Origin of the sequence: Amycolatopsis heterodermiae (assembly GCF_034929455.1) — a bacterium.
GTDB lineage: Bacteria > Actinomycetota > Actinomycetes > Mycobacteriales > Pseudonocardiaceae > Amycolatopsis > Amycolatopsis heterodermiae.
In genome coordinates this window covers 368,314-384,673 of the sequence record NZ_JAYFSI010000009.1, presented here as the reverse complement: position 1 = coordinate 384,673, position 16,360 = coordinate 368,314, and the positions used below count along the sequence as shown (strand labels likewise).

General features: G+C 70.0%; 13 protein-coding genes. 8 read left to right on the top strand and 5 right to left on the bottom strand.

Going from position 1 to position 16,360, the window contains the following annotated elements; translation table 11 throughout:
- The first annotated feature begins 66 nt into the window (after nt 1-66).
- From paaI to VA596_RS33990, 3 genes are read left to right on the top strand one after another with little or no spacing between them, the layout of a single operon-like run.
- On the top strand, nt 67-483 hold the full coding sequence (paaI, locus tag VA596_RS34000; protein WP_323332463.1) for a hydroxyphenylacetyl-CoA thioesterase PaaI: 417 nt from the start codon (nt 67-69) through the stop codon (nt 481-483).
- Nucleotides 480-1,757 carry a phenylacetate--CoA ligase PaaK gene (gene paaK, locus VA596_RS33995; protein WP_323332461.1) on the top strand — a complete coding sequence of 426 codons (1,278 nt, stop codon included), beginning with the start codon at nt 480-482 and terminating at the stop codon, nt 1,755-1,757. Before paaI ends, paaK begins: the two co-directional genes overlap by 4 nt.
- A complete protein-coding gene (locus tag VA596_RS33990) occupies nt 1,754-2,347 on the top strand; it encodes a TetR/AcrR family transcriptional regulator (RefSeq protein ID WP_323332459.1) in 594 nt (197 codons plus the stop codon). Before paaK ends, VA596_RS33990 begins: the two co-directional genes overlap by 4 nt.
- Here the strand turns inward: VA596_RS33990 and VA596_RS33985 are convergent, their stop codons facing one another.
- Nucleotides 2,348-2,662, bottom strand: coding sequence for a hypothetical protein (locus VA596_RS33985; protein ID WP_323332457.1), 315 nt, complete (start codon nt 2,660-2,662; stop codon nt 2,348-2,350).
- A 196-nt stretch (nt 2,663-2,858) separates the two neighbouring features.
- Between VA596_RS33985 and VA596_RS33980 the strand changes: the two genes are divergently transcribed.
- A complete protein-coding gene (locus VA596_RS33980) occupies nt 2,859-3,530 on the top strand; it encodes a TetR/AcrR family transcriptional regulator (RefSeq protein WP_323332455.1) in 672 nt (223 codons plus the stop codon).
- Here the strand turns inward: VA596_RS33980 and VA596_RS33975 are convergent.
- Nucleotides 3,451-4,506, bottom strand: coding sequence for an AraC family transcriptional regulator (locus VA596_RS33975; protein WP_323332453.1), 1,056 nt, complete (start codon nt 4,504-4,506; stop codon nt 3,451-3,453). The two genes, VA596_RS33980 and VA596_RS33975, sit on opposite strands and share 80 nt — an antisense overlap.
- Before the next feature lie 79 nt (nt 4,507-4,585).
- Here VA596_RS33975 and VA596_RS33970 point away from each other — a divergent pair, with 79 nt between their 5' ends.
- The 3 genes from VA596_RS33970 (at nt 4,586) to VA596_RS33960 (ending at nt 8,877) form a co-directional block, all read left to right on the top strand.
- A complete protein-coding gene (locus VA596_RS33970) occupies nt 4,586-5,677 on the top strand; it encodes a winged helix DNA-binding domain-containing protein (RefSeq protein WP_323332451.1) in 1,092 nt (363 codons plus the stop codon).
- 84 nt (nt 5,678-5,761) lie between these two features.
- The gene (locus tag VA596_RS33965) at nt 5,762-7,219 is read left to right on the top strand and encodes a flavin-containing monooxygenase (protein WP_323332450.1); all 1,458 of its coding nucleotides are present in this window, start codon (nt 5,762-5,764) and stop codon (nt 7,217-7,219) included.
- The gene (locus VA596_RS33960) at nt 7,219-8,877 is read left to right on the top strand and encodes a GMC family oxidoreductase (RefSeq protein ID WP_323332448.1); all 1,659 of its coding nucleotides are present in this window, start codon (nt 7,219-7,221) and stop codon (nt 8,875-8,877) included. Before VA596_RS33965 ends, VA596_RS33960 begins: the two co-directional genes overlap by 1 nt.
- A 15-nt stretch (nt 8,878-8,892) precedes the next feature.
- Here the strand turns inward: VA596_RS33960 and VA596_RS33955 are convergent, their stop codons facing one another.
- The 3 genes from VA596_RS33955 to VA596_RS33945 form a co-directional block, all read right to left on the bottom strand.
- Nucleotides 8,893-10,320 carry a hypothetical protein gene (locus VA596_RS33955; RefSeq protein ID WP_323332446.1) on the bottom strand — a complete coding sequence of 476 codons (1,428 nt, stop codon included), beginning with the start codon at nt 10,318-10,320 and terminating at the stop codon, nt 8,893-8,895.
- Between the two features lie 26 nt (nt 10,321-10,346).
- Nucleotides 10,347-12,080, bottom strand: coding sequence for a BTAD domain-containing putative transcriptional regulator (locus tag VA596_RS33950; RefSeq protein WP_323332444.1), 1,734 nt, complete (start codon nt 12,078-12,080; stop codon nt 10,347-10,349).
- 185 nt (nt 12,081-12,265) lie between these two features.
- Nucleotides 12,266-13,741, bottom strand: coding sequence for a chitinase (locus VA596_RS33945; RefSeq protein WP_323332442.1), 1,476 nt, complete (start codon nt 13,739-13,741; stop codon nt 12,266-12,268).
- Between the two features lie 149 nt (nt 13,742-13,890).
- Here VA596_RS33945 and VA596_RS33940 point away from each other — a divergent pair, with 149 nt between their 5' ends.
- Nucleotides 13,891-16,290, top strand: coding sequence for a Tex family protein (locus VA596_RS33940; protein ID WP_323332440.1), 2,400 nt, complete (start codon nt 13,891-13,893; stop codon nt 16,288-16,290).
- Nucleotides 16,291-16,360: the final 70 nt, after the last annotated feature.

Genomic DNA, 16,360 nt, shown 5'->3' with positions numbered 1-16,360 from the left:
GACCTCTGCCTTTACTGAGCCGCACCACAGGTGACCGTCCATTCGGTCAGTCGAGCCGGAGGGTGCATGACCAACGCCGCGCACACCATGTTCGCCGCCGACGAGGCATCCCGCGCGCTGGGCATCGAACTGGTCGAGGCGGGCGACGGGCGCGCGGTCGCGACGATGACGATCACGTCGTCGATGGTCAACGGGCACGACATCGCGCACGGCGGGTACGTCTTCCTGCTCGCCGACACGGCCTTCGCCTGCGCCTGCAACACCCACGGCCCGGTCACCGTCGCCGCGGGCGCCGAAATCTCCTTCGTCGCCGCCGGCCGGCTCGGCGACCACCTCGTCGCGACGGCCACCGAGCGCACCCGCTACGGCCGCAACGGCATCTACGACGTCACCGTGCAGCGGGAGACCCCCGCGGGACCGGAAGTCGTCGCCGAATTCCGCGGCCGCAGCCGCGTCATCTCCGGGAAACGGGACGAAGCATGATCGAGGCGAACCCCTCCGCCGACGAGCTGGCCGCGCTGCAGCTCGAGCGTCTGCAGTGGACACTCAGGCACGCCTACACGAACGTGCCCGCGTACACGAAGAAGTTCGACGAAGCGGGCGTCCACCCGGACGACTGCAAGGAACTCTCCGACCTCGCGAAGTTCCCGTTCACCACCAAGCAGGACCTGCGCGAGAACTACCCGTTCGGGATGTTCGCCGTGCCGCAGGACCAGGTGCGGCGGATCCACGCCTCCAGCGGCACGACCGGCAAGGCGACCGTCGTCGGGTACACCGAGCAGGACATCGACACCTGGGCCACGGTGATGGCCCGCTCGATCCACGCGGCGGGCGGCCGTCCGGGCCACAAGCTGCACAACGCGTACGGTTACGGCCTGTTCACCGGCGGTCTCGGCGCGCACTACGGCGCGGAAAAGCTGGGCTGCACGGTGATTCCGGCGTCCGGCGGGATGACCGCGCGGCAGGTGCAGCTGATCACGGACTTCCAGCCCGAGATCATCATGGTGACGCCGTCGTACATGCTGACGCTGCTCGACGAGTTCGAGCGCCAGGGCGTCGACCCGCGCGCAAGTTCCCTGCAGGTCGGGATCTTCGGCGCCGAGCCGTGGACCGAGCAGATGCGGTCGGAGATCGAGGAGCGGTTCGCGATCGACGCCGTCGACATCTACGGTCTGTCCGAGGTGATGGGCCCGGGGGTCGCGCAGGAGTGCGTCGAGACCAAGGACGGCCTGCACATCTGGGAGGACCACTTCTTCCCCGAGGTAATCGACCCCTTCGACGAAAACGTGCTGGGCAGCGGTGAGACCGGCGAGCTGGTGTTCACGTCGCTGACCAAGCAGGCGCTGCCGATCATCCGGTACCGCACCCGCGATCTGACGGCGTTGAACCCGGGCACCGCGCGGCCGGCGTTCCGGCGGATGGACAAGGTCACCGGGCGCACCGACGACCTGATCATCCTGCGCGGGGTCAACGTCTTCCCCACCCAGATCGAGGAGATCGTGCTGCGCACGGACGCGCTGAGCCCGCACTTCCAGCTCGTCCGGTCCACCCGTGGCCGCCTCGACCACCTGACCGTGCTCGTCGAAGCCCGGCACGACGCTTCGGCTGCTTCACGGGACTCGGCCGCGTCGTCGCTGGTCGCGGCGATCAAGGACGGCGTCGGCGTGACGGTGTCGGTCGACGTCGTCGACCCGGACACGCTCGAGCGGTCGATGGGCAAGATGCGGCGGATCGTCGACCAGCGGGAAACGCCGTGACGGCACCCCGGCGCGGGCGTCCCGGTTACGACCTCGAATCACTGCTGCAGGTGGCGGTGAAGCTGTTCAACGAACGCGGGTACGACGGCACGAGCATGGAGGACCTCTCCCGCAAGCTCGGCATCACGAAGTCGGCCATTTACCACCACGTGCCCAGCAAGGAAGAACTGCTGCGGCTGTCGGTGGACCGCGCCCTGGACGGGCTGTTCGCCGTCGCCGCGGAAGCCACCGAACTGGACGGACGGGCGGTCGACCGGCTGGAGCACCTGGTGCGCGGCAGCGTGCTGGTGCTGGCCGACCGGTTGCCGTTCGTCACGCTGCTGCTGCGGGTGCGCGGCAACACGAAGGTGGAACGCGCCGCGCTGGCCCGGCGGCGCGAATTCGACCTCCTGGTGACGGACCTGGTGAAGCAGGCCGAAACCGAGGGCGACATCCGCCCGGACGTCGACCCGGCGGTGACCGCGCGGCTCATCTTCGGCATGGTCAACTCGCTGATCGAGTGGTACCGCCCGCGGCGCGGCTCGTCGGCGACCGAAGTGGCGGACGCGGTGTGCAAGGTGGCGTTCGAAGGCCTGCGCACGGAGACGTAGTCACTCGCCGGAGGCTTCCTGGGGCGGGCGCCCCGCTTGCCAGAGAAGGGCTTCCCGCAGCTGCTCGATGAGTTCTTCGTCGTCGGCTTCGGACGGGTCGACGCCGAGCGGGATCCAGCGTTCGGCGATCTTCGTCCCCTCGTCGTAGCTGGCGATCACGATGCCCGAGTAGGACACCGAAGCCTCGTCCGCGCAGTCGCCGTCGGGCAGCGGTTCGTCGGGCTCGAAGGCGTCGTCGAAGCTGACGTGACGATGCTGCAGGCGGACGCTCACCCAGCGTCCGGCCGGCCGGATCGGCGCGCCGTCTTCGGTCATCTGTTCCTTCCCCCGGTCACACGGACCCCCTGCCGTCTCGTCGCGTCCCGGCGCCGGGAAGTTACCGGCGGGTTGTTCCGGTTGCGTAACGACAGTCGTTGACGCGAAACTTCGGTTGCCCGCAAACGGAGTCACTCTCTTGACGAGAAGTCAACTACTTGTTGACAGCGTGCCGCTCCCCGGCGAGGCTGAGCGGATGACCAGCGGAACGCGGCCACGGCGACGGCGGCTCGAACCGGCCGAGCGGCGCGCCGAGATCCTCGCCGCCGCCCGGCGGCTGTTCGGCGCCGGCAGCTACGCATCGGTGTCCACTTCGGACATCGCCGTGGCGGCCGGGGTGGCGCGCCCGCTGATCAACCACTACTTCGGCGGGAAGCGCGAGCTGTACCTGGAAGTGGTGCGGCAGATGATGATCGTGCCGGCGCCGGTCACCGAGGCCCTGCCGGACACCACCATGGAGCAGCGGCTGGCGATCGGCGTCGAACGCTGGATCGACGTCGTGGACCGCAACCGCGACGCCTGGCTGACCGCCATCGGGCCGGAGTCGGCGGGCCGCGACCCGGAGATCGAGCGGATCATGCTGGAGGCCGACGAGATCGCCGCCGACCGCGTGCTCGAAGCCGCGTTGATGACGGATGTGACCGAGGGCCGCGAAGAGCTGCGCGCGATGATCAGGTCGTTCGGCGGGATGCTGCGGGCGGCGTCGCGGGAATGGCTCATCCGGGGCACTTTGGACCGGACGGCGTTGCGCGTGTTCCTCACCGATTCGATCCTCAACCTGCTGAAGCTCACCTACCCGGCGGTGCTTGCCGAGCCGCGCGGAACCGGCGGGCGTACGCCGCGGGCGTCATCCCGGTCCAGCGCTTGAACGCGTAGATGAAGCTCGACGCCTCGGCGTACCCGAGCCGGTACGCGACGTCCTCGACGGACAGCACGCCGGTGTCGAGCAGTTCCTCGGCGAGCGCCTGGCGGACCTCGTCGACCAGCGCGCGGTAGTTCGTCCCGGCCTCGGCCAGCCGGCGCCGGAGCGTCCGGGTGCTGAGCGTGAGCTGGCGGGCGATCTCGTCCATCCCGGCGTCGACACCGCCGAGGCGCACCAGGCGTTCGCGCACCTGCTGGGGGATCCCGGAGCGCTGCCGCTTGCGGGCGACGAGAACCTCGCACTGCGCGGCGCAGAGCGCGACGGTCTGCTCGTTGGCCTGCGGCAACGGCAGCGCGAGGAACGCCGGGTCGAGGGTGGCGCGGCAGGCGTCGGCGCCGAACCGGGGCTCGACCCCGAACGCCGTCACGTAGGCGTCCACTGTGGACGCTTCGTGACGGAAGGTCAGGTCGTCCAGCGCGATCTCGGGCAGCAGGTCCCGCATCACGGCGAAGATCGCGGACAGGTCGCGCAGCACCAGGAACCGGGCGACGTCGGGCGGCACGCGGCTGTCGTCGAGCTCCAGGATGATCCGGTCGCCCTCGGTGACGACGTGCGGGATGCAGAACGCGAAGCTCAGGTCGAAGTAGCGCAACGCGAACAGCATCGCGTCACGCAGGGTCGGGCTGCTGATGCAGGCGAACCCGAAGATCCCGAAGGTGGTGACGCGGTAGCGGCGCCCCAGCTCGAGCGCCGCCGCGTCCGAACCGTCCAATGCGGCCAGCGCGCGCACGACGGCGAGCTCCTGTCGCGCGTCGACCTGCGCGGCGGGGTCGGCGAGCAGGTCCGGGGACAACGACGTCGCCGAGAGCAGGCGTCCGGCAGCCAGGCCGCGGTCGGCGGCGAACCGGGTCATCAGCTCGATGCTGGCGGTACCGCGCGGGAAGTCCCAGTCCCCGACGGCGGGGGCGGCGAGCTCGGCCATGGCCGGAAGTATGGATCACGGCTCCGGACGCGTCGAATCGAGGACCGGAACTGTCCGGGGTGATCGTTAGGGTGGCGCTGTGACGACGTTGAGCCGACGGGCGCTGAACCGCGCGACGCTGGAGCGCCAGCTGCTGCTGCGCCGCGCGAAGCTGTCCGCCCACGACGCGGTGGAGCACCTGGCCGGGCTGCAGGCGCAGGCGCCGTTCCCGCCGTACTACGCGCTGTGGGCGCGGCTGCACGGCTTCAAGCCCGCGGACCTGGCCGAGCTGCTGGAGAGCCGGCGGGTGGTCCGGATCGCCCTGATGCGCGGCACCGTCCACCTGGTGACGGCGGCGGACGCGCTGGCGTGGCGGCCGGTGGTGCAGGGGCTCTACGACCGCGATCTCAAGCAGAACACCCTGCACGCGCAGGCGCTGACCGGGCTGGACCACGACGTCGTCGCCGCGGCCGCGCGGGAGCTGCTCCTGGCGTCACCGCTGTCGAGCACCGCGCTGGGCGCCGAGCTGGCGCGGCGGTGGCCGGACGTCGCGACGGCGTCCCTCACCCACCTCGCCCGGGGGCGGCTGCCGCTGGTGCAGGTCCCGCCGCGGGCGATCTGGGGCAAGGCCGGGCAGACGACGTACGCCTGCCTGGACGAGTGGGTGGGCGCTCCCCTGCCCGCGCCGTCGCCGGCTTTGGTGATCGCGCGGTACCTGCGCGCGTTCGGCCCGGCGTCGGTGGCGGACGTCCAGGCGTGGGCGGGCATCACCCGGCTGGGCGAGGTCGCGGCGGAGATGGACCTGCGCCGCTACCGCGACCCGGACGGCCGCGAGCTGCTCGACTTGCCGGAGCTGACCGTGCCGGACGAGGACGTCCCGGCGCCGCCGCGGCTGCTGGGGCCGTTCGACCAGACGATCCTGTCGTACGCGGACCGCACCCGGGTGATCAGCGACGAGCACCGCAAGCGCGTGATCACGCAGAACGGCCTGGTCAAGGGGGCGCTGCTGACGGGTGGGTACGTCCGCGGCCTCTGGGAGCTGCGGACGACCCGCAAGACCGCCGCGGTGGAGCTGACGCCGTTCGAGAAGCTGCCGAAGCGGGATCTGGAGGCCTTGGAAAGCGCGGCGGCTCGGCTGCTGAGCTGGGCGGAGCCGGGCGCGGAGACGCACGAGGTGCGCGTACTGGCGTGACGCATCCGCCGTGGCCGGAAATCTCGATCGCGTGACCGTTCGTGTCCTGTTGTCACAGGCTCCGGATGGGTAGCTTTCTTCAGCATGACTGGTTCGGCGAAGGGGCCGTCGGTGCTGATCGTGGGCACCGGGTTCGGCGGCATCGGCACCGCCATCGAGCTCAAGCGGGCCGGGTTCACCGACTTCACCATCCTGGAGAGCGCGGCCGAGCCCGGTGGGGTCTGGCGGGACAACACCTACCCGGGCGCCGCCTGCGACATCCCGTCGCCGCTCTACTCGTTCTCCTTCGAGCCGAACCCCCGCTGGCCCAAGCGGTTCTCGTACCAGCCGGACATCCTGGCCTACCTGCGCGGCGTCATCACGAAGTACGGCCTCGAGCCGCACATCCGGTACGGCACCGAGGTCACCGGGGCCGCGTTCGAGGACGGCGTCTGGCGCGTCGAGACCAAGAACGGCGAGACGTTCGAGGCCGACGTCTTCGTCCCGGCCGTCGGGCAGCTGTCGCGGCCGGTCCTGCCCACCATCCCCGGGCGGGACCGGTTCGCGGGAGCCGCCTTCCACTCGGCGCGCTGGGACCACGACGTCGACCTGCACGGGAAGCGCGTCGCCGTGATCGGGACCGGGGCCAGCGCCGTCCAGTTCGTCCCCGAGCTGCGCAAGCAGGCGAAGCACGTCACGGTCTTCCAGCGGACGCCGCCGTACGTCCTGGCGAAGTCGGACCCGACCTACCACGGCTGGCAGCACTGGCTGTTCGAGCACCTGCCGCCGACGCAGCTGCTCGGCCGGCTGCGGATCTTCCTGCTCGCCGAGTACGCGACGTACGCGATGACGCGCCACCCCGTGCTGGCGAAGATGTTCGAGCTCCGGGCCGCGCAGCTGCGCCGCCGGCACATCAAGGACCCGGCGCTGCGCGCGAAGCTGACTCCGGACTACCCCTTGGGCTGCAAGCGGATCCTGTTCACCAACGAGTACCTGCCCGCGCTGGCCCAGCCGGACGTCGACGTCGAGACGGCGCGGATCGGCGAGATCACCGAGACCGGCGTCCGGACCGAGGACGGCGTCGAGCACGAGGCGGACGTCATCGTCTACGGCACCGGGTTCGCCGCGACCGACTTCCTCGGGCAGATCGACGTGCGCGGGCTGGACGGCCGGCCGCTGAAGGACGCGTGGTCGGGGGGCGCGCGGGCCTACCTGGGGATCACCGTGCCCGGATTCCCCAACATGTTCTGCGTCTACGGGCCGAACACGAACCTCGGCGCCGGCTCCATCATCTACATGATCGAGCGGCAGGCCCGGTACATCCGCCAGGCCGTGGAACAGTTGTCCCGTCCCGGAGTGTCCTATCTGGACGTTCTCCCTGAGGTCGAGGCGCGCTACGACGACGAGGTGCAGGCGCGGCTGGGCCACAGCGTGTGGAGCGCGTGCACGAGCTGGTACCGCCAGGCCGACGGCCGGGTCACGACCAACTGGCCGGGCCTGGTCACCGAATACGACCGCCGGACCCGGCGGCTCGACCCCGCGGACTTCCGGGTGGTGGCGTGATGGACTACGACGTCCTCGTGATCGGTTCCGGGTTCGGCGGCAGCGTCACCGCGTTGCGGCTGACCGAGAAGGGCTACCGCGTCGGCGTGCTGGAGACCGGCCGCCGGTTCGCCGACGACGAGTTCGCCAAGACGTCGTGGCGGCTGCGGAAGTACCTGTGGGCCCCGAAACTCGGGTGTTTCGGCATCCAGCGGCTGACGCTGCTGAAGAACACCTTCGTGATGAGCGGCTCGGGCGTCGGCGGTGGGTCGCTGGTGTACGCGAACACGCTGTACGAGCCGCCGGACAAGTTCTACGCCGACCCGCAGTGGGCGCACATCACGGACTGGAAGGACGAGCTGGCGCCGTACTACGACCAGGCGAAGCGGATGCTCGGCGTGGTCGAGAACCCGGCGACGACGGCCGCGGACCGGGTCCTTCGCGAGGTCGCCGAGGACATGGGCATCGGGCACACGTACCGGCGCACGCCCGTCGGCGTCTACTTCGGACAGTCCGGAGTAGACCCGTTCTTCGGCGGAGCCGGGCCGGTGCGGCAGAAGTGCACGCTGTGCGGCGAATGCATGACCGGCTGCCGCGTCGGTGCGAAGAACACGACCGTGAAGAACTACCTGTACCTGGCCGAAAAGGCGGGTGCCGTGGTGCATCCCCTGACCACGGCCGTCTCCGTCCGGCCGATCGAGGGCGGCTACGCGGTCGACACGGTCCGCACCGGGCGCCGGGCGCGCCGGACGTTCACCGCGTCGCAGGTGGTGTTCTCGGCGGCTTCCCTGGGCACGCAACGGCTGCTGCACCGCCTGCGCGACAACGGAACCCTGCCTGCGCTGTCGCCGCGTCTCGGACTGCTGGCCCGGACGAACTCCGAGGCGGTGCTGGCCGCGCGGTCGCTGCGGGACGACACGGACTACACGCGCGGCGTCGCGATCACGTCGTCGATCCACCCGGATTCGGTGACGCACGTGGAGCCGGTGCGGTACGGGCGCGGCAGCAACTTCATGGGCCTGATGACAACGGTGCTGGTGGACGCGGTTTCCGGCAAGCGCCGCTGGGTGCTGGGTGCGCGCGAGCTGTGGCGGCAGCGGCGGAACGTCGTCAAGCTGCACAACCCGCGGCGCTGGTCGGAGCGGATGATCGGGCTGCTGGTGATGCAGACGCTGGACAACTCCGTGACGACGTACACGAAACGCGGCCTGTTCGGCCGGCGCATGACCACGAAGCAGGGCGCGGGCGACCCGAGCCCTTCGTGGATCCCAGCGGGCCACGAGGTGACGCGCCGGGTAGCGGAGAAGATCGGCGGCCTCCCGCAGGGCGCGTGGACGGACCTGGCGAACATCCCGATCACGGGCCACTTCATCGGCGGCTGCGCAATCGGGGACTCGCCGTCCACCGGTGTGGTGGATCCTTATCAGCGGCTGTACGGGTATCCGGGCCTGCACGTGGTGGACGGCTCGGCGATCTCGGCGAACCTGGGCGTGAACCCGTCCCTGACGATCACGGCCCAGGCAGAGCGGGCCATGGCCTTCTGGCCGAACTGCGGTGACGCGGACCCACGGCCTTCGCTGGGCGCGGAGTACCGGAGGGTGGCGGCGGTGGCACCTCGCAGGCCGGCGGTACCAAGCGACGCACCGGGCGCACTGCGGCTGCCTCTGGCGCCCAAGTGAGGGGCAAGTCCGCTGTCAGCGCCACCAAGTGGCCGGGCCGCTCGAGCTGATCAAGACACGCTGGGCAACGAACCGGATAAGTGCTACGTCATGCGCGAGGAGTTTCGACTCCGGGCCGAAGGGCCGCAACGGCTCGCCCCGGCCGCCACCGCCGTCCTTGCCGTGGACGATACGGCACCGCAAGTCGTAGATCCGGTCTGCGACCTGCTCAACCGGGGTCACGCTGGTGTCCTTCGGGTTGAGCAGACGAACTGCGGCGATCCTTGTCTTGTCCGCCAACGCCTTTTCGCCACGTGGGTGGAGTTCGAAATAGCCAGCGAGTGCGGTGGGGTCAAGACAGTGCACTATCGTTGCCCTCAGTTGCTCACGCTCCGTACCCGACGTTCTACCCGAGTCAGCGAGCATTTCGATGACACGGCCGAGCGCGAGGTCGTCGTCGTGGTTGAACCGAGGGTCCTTGAGGACATTCCGAAGCTTCTGCACCGACGCCAATCTCGCGTATTTCGGCATGAAGTGCTCCAGCACCTGGTAGTACGCCAGGTACTCCAATAACGGTACCCGGACCAGGGTTCGCGCGTACAAGTACAAGGACGCGGCGTCGTCGTTGTGCGCCAAGACCGGGAAGCGGGGCTTCGTCTGCGACGGGAGCTCGTCGTCGCCTCGATCATGAGCCCACTCCACGCGCACGTCCTTCTTCAAAAGGAACGCGTTGCCGTAGCTCATGTCCAGATCGACGAAGAGAGATGTGGACACTTCCTGGAGCAGCCTCAAAGCCTCGTCGTGTCGATCTGTGGTGACGCCCGTGAGCACCAGCCCCCAGGAGTTGCGCGATCGGCACGCGATCCTCAGCGGAACCGGCGGCGGTTTCTGGACGACGATCGACACACCCTCGACCGCCTTGTGCTCTATACGTATCCTGATCGGGTTCCTCGTGACGAAGTCTGCTTCCCACTCGTCCAAGGGCACCAGATCAGGATCGTCCTCCGGGATCTCTTCCGTGCCCGGTACTTGCTGCCAGCGGAGACCGAAACCGTCAGCCCGATGGTGGAGTTCGGCTACGATCCGGCCTGACGAACGGTCCAGGATCGCGTCGTAGTCGCCAAGAAAAACCCACTGCGCGAAGTCGACATTGGCCCATTTACCGGCGTCGCCACTCGATATTTGCACTTCCCGCTTAACTCGGCCTGCCGGAAAGTCGACCTTGAGCTCCGGAGCGCCTTCCAGATCCTTCGTCGCAGGGTTGCGCCAACGCATCACTTGCACCTTGAACCCGGCGGCGTAAGCCCGGTCAGCGATTCGGCTGAGGGCCGGGTCCAACTCGCTCAGTTTCACATCCGAGGAAGTCACGATGGATGAGCTTGGCATGTCTCCCCGGCCTTTCACCAGGGCCGGACGCAGGAATGACCTAGCGAGTCCGACTACCCAGCCATCGAAGTCGGGCATGGGCGTTCGGCACCTGTTTCACCAGTTCACCGAAAGATACCGGCATTCTCGGCCGTCAGCTCCGTCGTCACCGCGACGTACTCGCGGATCGCTTCGTTCTCCTCCGATGCCCGCCACACCGGGACCGCGATCATCGGCGGGATGTCCGTCACCGGGACCACCTTCAGGCCCGGGAACGGGTAGCGCTCAAGCAGAGAGAGCACCGTGATGTGCAGGCCGATTCCGCGCGCCACCAACGAAAGCATGTCTTCGGGGCCGATGCGGGTGCGACCGATCAGGTGGGGGACGTCGTCCTCCGTGCGGGGGATGGGGCGGCCCGACGGGGTTCGCGGTGGGGCCCACTGGTCGCGGGCCACCGGGTTCAGGGACTTGCTCGGGTCCAGCAGGCGGTAGTCCGCGATGTCCTCGAGGGTCACCGACGCGCGTGACGCCAGTGGGTGGTCCTCGGGCATCAGCAGGCCGCGGGGCCTGGACAGCAGCGGCGGGCCCGTGCGCAGGTTCGGCAGGTCGAACGACCGCGTGTCGCCGCCCGGGGCCCAGTGCAGCACCAGGTCGAGGTCGCCCTCCTCGAGCAGGTCGTGCTCGTTCCAACGGGCGCCGATGCGGATCGGGGTCAGGCTGACGCGGCACGCCGGGTGCCGGCGCTCGAACTCCGCCGTCAGGCGGTTCACCAGGTCGCCGCCGAGGCTCGCGACGTAACCGACGCGCAGCCGGCCACCGATCCGGCGTCCGGACACGCGGGTCTCGGCGAAGATCGCCGCCAGCTCCGCCACGCCCGCGCGGGCGCCCGTCCGCAGCCGCTCCCCCAGCTCCGTCAGGCGGACGCCGCCGTCGTCGAGCACCACCAGCGGGCCGCCGATCTCGGCCGCCAGCTCGCCGATCTCCTTCTCCAGCGCGTCCGCCGTGCTGCGCACCCGCCGGGCCGCGGCCTCGAAGTCCCCTTCGCGCGCCACGATCAGCAACGTCGCGACGGCGCGGATGGCGGCCAGCTCCATGAGCGAGCCCGTCCGCACCTCCGGCCGCGCGGGCGGCGGCGGCTCCAGCCCCGGATCACCCGCGAGGATCCGCCGGTGCAGGTCACGCAGGCCCGGCCCGGGGTCGGCACCCAGGTACTCGACGAGCCGGCGCCGGACGCCTTCGAAGTGCGCGAGGGCGTCGGCCTGCCGCCCGCTGCGGTAGTAGGCGAGGATCAGCTGCCCGGCGAGCCGCTCGTCGAACGGGTGCGCCGCGGCCAGCTGCGGCAGCGTCGCCAGCAGGTCCGCGTGCCGGCCCAGCCGCAGCGAGACGTCGTGACGGTCCAGCCGCGCCGCGTGCCGCTCGGCTTCCAGCCCCTCCCGGACGCCGGTCAGCCACGGCGAGTCCAGCCCGGCGAACGGCTCCCCGCGCCACAGCGCCAGCGCTTCGTCGAATAGCTCCGCCGCCGTGACGTCGTCGGCCGCCGTCCGCGCCCGGGCCACCTTCTCCCGGAACCGGTGCAGGTCGACCGACGCCGGATCGGCCCGCAGTACGTAACCGTGCGCGGTGCGGTCGATCGCGCACCCGGCGGCCCGCAGCCGCGAAAGGTAGCTCCGGAGGGTCGCCGTCGCGCGGTGCGGCGGGTTCCCGCCCCAGACGCGGGTGACGAGCTGGTCGGGCGGCACCGGCCGGTTCGGGTCGGCCAGCAGCGCCGCCAGCACGTACCGCTGGCGCGCGTGGCCGATGTCGAGGGCCGCCCCACCGGATTCGGCCTCGAGGGTGCCGAGGACGCCGAACCGCACCATCGCACTCCCTCCCGGAACCCGCCCCGACCTGCGGATTCCACGTTTCCGCAACGAACCCGCACACGCTGTCCTGCAGTGTAGGTGGCACGGGCGCGCGGCCGGGGGGTCTGCGCGTCCGGCTGGGGGTGTCACGAAGGGGGCCCTTCCGGACCAGATCCGGAAGGGCCCCCTTCATGGCGTGTGCGTCACGGCAGGCCGGCGAGCCCGGCCGACACCGTGTTCGAGAACGCGTACCCGGCGGTCGCGTCCCAGTTGATCGACCACGTCATCGCGCCGCGGATCGTCGGGTAGGTCGCCGACGGCTTGAACGAGCCGCACGACGTGCCCTTGGCCAGGCAGTTCAGCGCCGACACCGTGTTGGCCGGGGCCTGGTAGCCGCCGCCGGCCGCTTGGGACGACGCCGGCAGCCCGAGCCCGACCTGGTCGGCCCGCAGGCCGCCCTGCAGCTGGATGCAGGCCAGCGCGGTCAGGAAGTCGACCGTGCCCTGCGCGTAGACGCTGCCGTTGCAGCCGAGCATGGTGCCCGAGTTGTAGTACTGCATGTTGACGATCGTCAGGATGTCCTTGATGTTCAGCGCGAGCTGGAAGTAGCCGCCGCCGGTGGACTGCATGTCGATCGTCTGCGGCGCCATCGTGATGACCTTGCCGCCGCCGTTGTAGATGCTGCGCAGCGCCTGGCCCATGTAGGTGGCGTTGACGCCGTTCTCCAGGTCGATGTCGACGCCGTCGAAGCCGTAGTTCGTGATCAGCGACTTGATCGAGTTGGCGAAGTTGGTCGCCGACGACGAGTCGCCGACGCTGATCGTGCCGTTCTGGCCGCCGACGGAGATGATCACCTTCTGGCCGCGCGCCTGCACGGTCCGGATGTCGGCCTTGAACTGGGCGTCGGTGTAGCCGCCGAGCTGCGACGACAGGCCGGAGTCGAGCGTGAAGCTCACCGCGCCCGGCGTGCCGGTGGCGTCCGCGAAGGACACCGCGATGATGTTGTACTTCGTCGGGACGTCGGCCAGTTTGAGGGCCTTCGCGCCGTTGTAGAAGTTCTGCCAGTAGCCGGTGAGGACGTGCTTGGGCAGGTCACCCTGGGTCGGCGGCGGCGTGGTCGTCGTCGGCGGGGTCGTGGTGGTCGGCGGGGTGGTCGGGGTCGTCGGCGTGGTGGGCGTCGTCGGCGGCGGGGTGCCCGGGCCGTCGAGGTTCACGTCGTCGGCGTAGTAGGTCGGCTGGCCGTACCAGCCGTGCAGGTAGACCGTCAGCGACGTGCTGGCGCCGGTCGTGAAGCTCAGCGAGAGCTGCGAGTAGCCGCTGGTACCGGGCGTCCACGTGCTGGTGGTCGCGGATCCGGAAACGCCCAGGTAGACGTAGCTGCCCTGCACCCAGGCGGACAGCTTGTAGGCGGTGTTGGCCGAGACGGTGAGCGTCTGCGAGCACTGGGCGTTGTCCGACGACGTCGGCGTCGCGCTCAGGGCGCGGCTGCCGCTGTGGACCGGGGTGCTCACCGCGGTCGGGACGGACGTGCAGGTCCACCCCGAGGTGCCGGACTCGAAGCCGGGGTTGGCGAGGATGTTGGCCGCCGACGCGCTGCCGGCGAGCACGAACGTCACGCCGAGACACAGCGCGACCGCGGAAAGTAACGACAAAAGGGCTAGACGGGCTTTGGGGACCACGGGGCGACCTCCACTGGTCGTGAGGCAGGTCACCACAAAATGGACTAGACCAATCTCAATGTCAAGGAGCCCCATCCGAAAGTCGGGGTGGTCGGAACGGCAGAATGTGAGGATCGGACCCACCGAAGGCGAAGCAGGAGCGTGTTGCAGTGAGCGTGTCGGTCGAGCAGAGGATCGCCGAAGAACTGGGCGTGCGCGAAGGACAGGTCAAGGCCACCGTCGAGCTGCTCGACGGCGGTTCGACCGTCCCGTTCATCGCGCGGTACCGCAAGGAAGTCACCGGCATGCTCGACGACGCGCAGCTGCGCACGCTCGAAGAGCGGCTGCGCTACCTGCGGGAACTCGACGAGCGGCGGCTCGCGGTGCTCGAGTCCATCCGCAGCCAGGGCAAGCTGGACGAGGCCCTCGAGGCCTCGATCCTCGCCGCGGACACGAAGTCGCGGCTGGAGGACATCTACCTCCCGTTCAAGCCGAAGCGCCGCACGAAGGCGATGATCGCGCGTGAGGCGGGCCTCGAGCCGCTGGCCGACGGCCTGCTCAACGACCCGACCACGGACCCGCAGGCCGCGGCCGCGGTGTTCGTCGACGCCGACAAGGGCGTCGCGGACGCGCAGGCCGCCCTCGACGGCGCTCGCGCGATCCTCGTCGAGCGCTTCGCCGAGGACGCCGACCTGATCGGTGACCTGCGCGAGAAGATGTGGGGCCAGGGCCACCTGGTGGCCAAGGTCCGCTCCGGCAAGGAGGACGAAGGCGCGAAGTTCTCCGACTACTTCGACTTCTCCGAGCCGTACACGAAGCTCCCCTCGCACCGGATCCTCGCGATGCTGCGCGGCGAGAAGGAGGAGGTCCTCGACCTCACGATGTCGCCGGACGAGCCCACCGACGAGCCGCAGGTCGGGCCGACCCAGTACGAGACGCGCATCGCCGCGAAGTTCGGCGTCACCAACGAGGGCCGCCCGGGCGACAAGTGGCTCAACGACACCGTGCGCTGGGCGTGGCGCACCAAGATCCTCCTGCACCTGGGCATCGACCTGCGGATGCGGCTGCGCCAGGCGGCCGAGGACGACGCCGTGCGCGTGTTCGCGTCCAACCTGCGCGACCTGCTGCTGGCCGCCCCGGCCGGCACCCGCGCCACGATGGGCCTCGACCCGGGCTTCCGCACCGGCGTCAAGGTGGCCGTCGTGGACGCGACCGGCAAGGTCGTCGACACCCACGTCATCTACCCGCACCAGCCGGCCAACAAGTGGGACCAGTCGATCGCCGAGCTGGCGGCGCTGTGCGCGCGGCACCAGGTCGACCTGGTGTCGATCGGCAACGGCACGGCCTCGCGCGAGACGGACAAGCTCACCCAGGAGCTGATCAAGAAGCACCCTTCGTTGAACCTGACGAAGGCGATCGTCTCCGAGGCGGGCGCTTCCGTGTACTCGGCGTCGGCGTTCGCTTCCGCGGAGCTGCCGAACATGGACGTCTCCCTGCGCGGCGCGGTCTCGATCGCGCGGCGGCTGCAGGACCCGCTGGCCGAGCTGGTGAAGATCGACCCGAAGTCGATCGGCGTCGGCCAGTACCAGCACGACCTGTCCGAGGTCTCGCTGTCCCGCTCGCTCGACGCGGTGGTCGAGGACTGCGTGAACGCGGTCGGCGTCGACGTCAACACGGCGTCCGCGCCGCTGCTGACCCGGGTTTCGGGCATCACGACCGGGCTGGCCGAGAACATCGTCTCCCACCGCGACACGAACGGCCCGTTCCGTTCGCGGACGGCCCTGAAGGAGGTCGCGCGGCTCGGCCCGAAGGCGTTCGAGCAGTGCGCGGGCTTCCTGCGCATCCCGGACGGCGACGACCCGCTCGACTCGTCGTCGGTCCACCCGGAGGCGTACCCGGTGGTCCGGCGGATCCTGACCACGACGGGCACGGACCTGCGGTCGCTGATCGGCAACACGCGGACCCTCGGTTCGCTTCGCCCGACTGATTTCGTCGACGAGACGTTCGGCCTCCCGACGGTGACGGACATCCTGGCCGAGCTGGACAAGCCGGGCCGCGACCCGCGCCCGGCGTTCAAGACGGCGACGTTCGCGGAGGGCGTGGACAAGATCGGCGACCTGAAGCCGGGGATGCGCCTGGAGGGCGTGGTCACGAACGTGGCGGCATTCGGCGCGTTCATCGACGTGGGCGTCCACCAGGACGGGTTGGCGCACGTTTCGGCGCTGTCGAAGAACTTCGTCAAGGACCCGCGCGAGGTCGTGAAGCCCGGCGACATCGTGAAGGTGAAGGTGCTGGACGTCGACGTGCCGCGGAAGCGCATCTCGCTGACGCTGCGTTTGGACGACGAGCCGGGCGCTCCGTCGGCTTCGCGCGGCGGTGGCGGGGGCGGTCGGGACCGGGGCCAGCAGGGCGGCGGTGGTGGTGGCGGCCAGCGCCGAGGCGGTTCCGGTGGCGGCGGCGGTCAGCGCGGCGGCTCGGGCGGTGGCGGCCGGGGTGGCAACTCGGGCGGCTCCGGCGGCAGCGGCTCGATGGCGGACGCGCTTCGCCGGGCCGGGTTCGGCAACAAGTAGGACAGAGGTCCGTGAAGGCCACGTTGAGGGACTCTGAGTCCCTCGATGTGGCCTTCACGGCTTTGGGCAA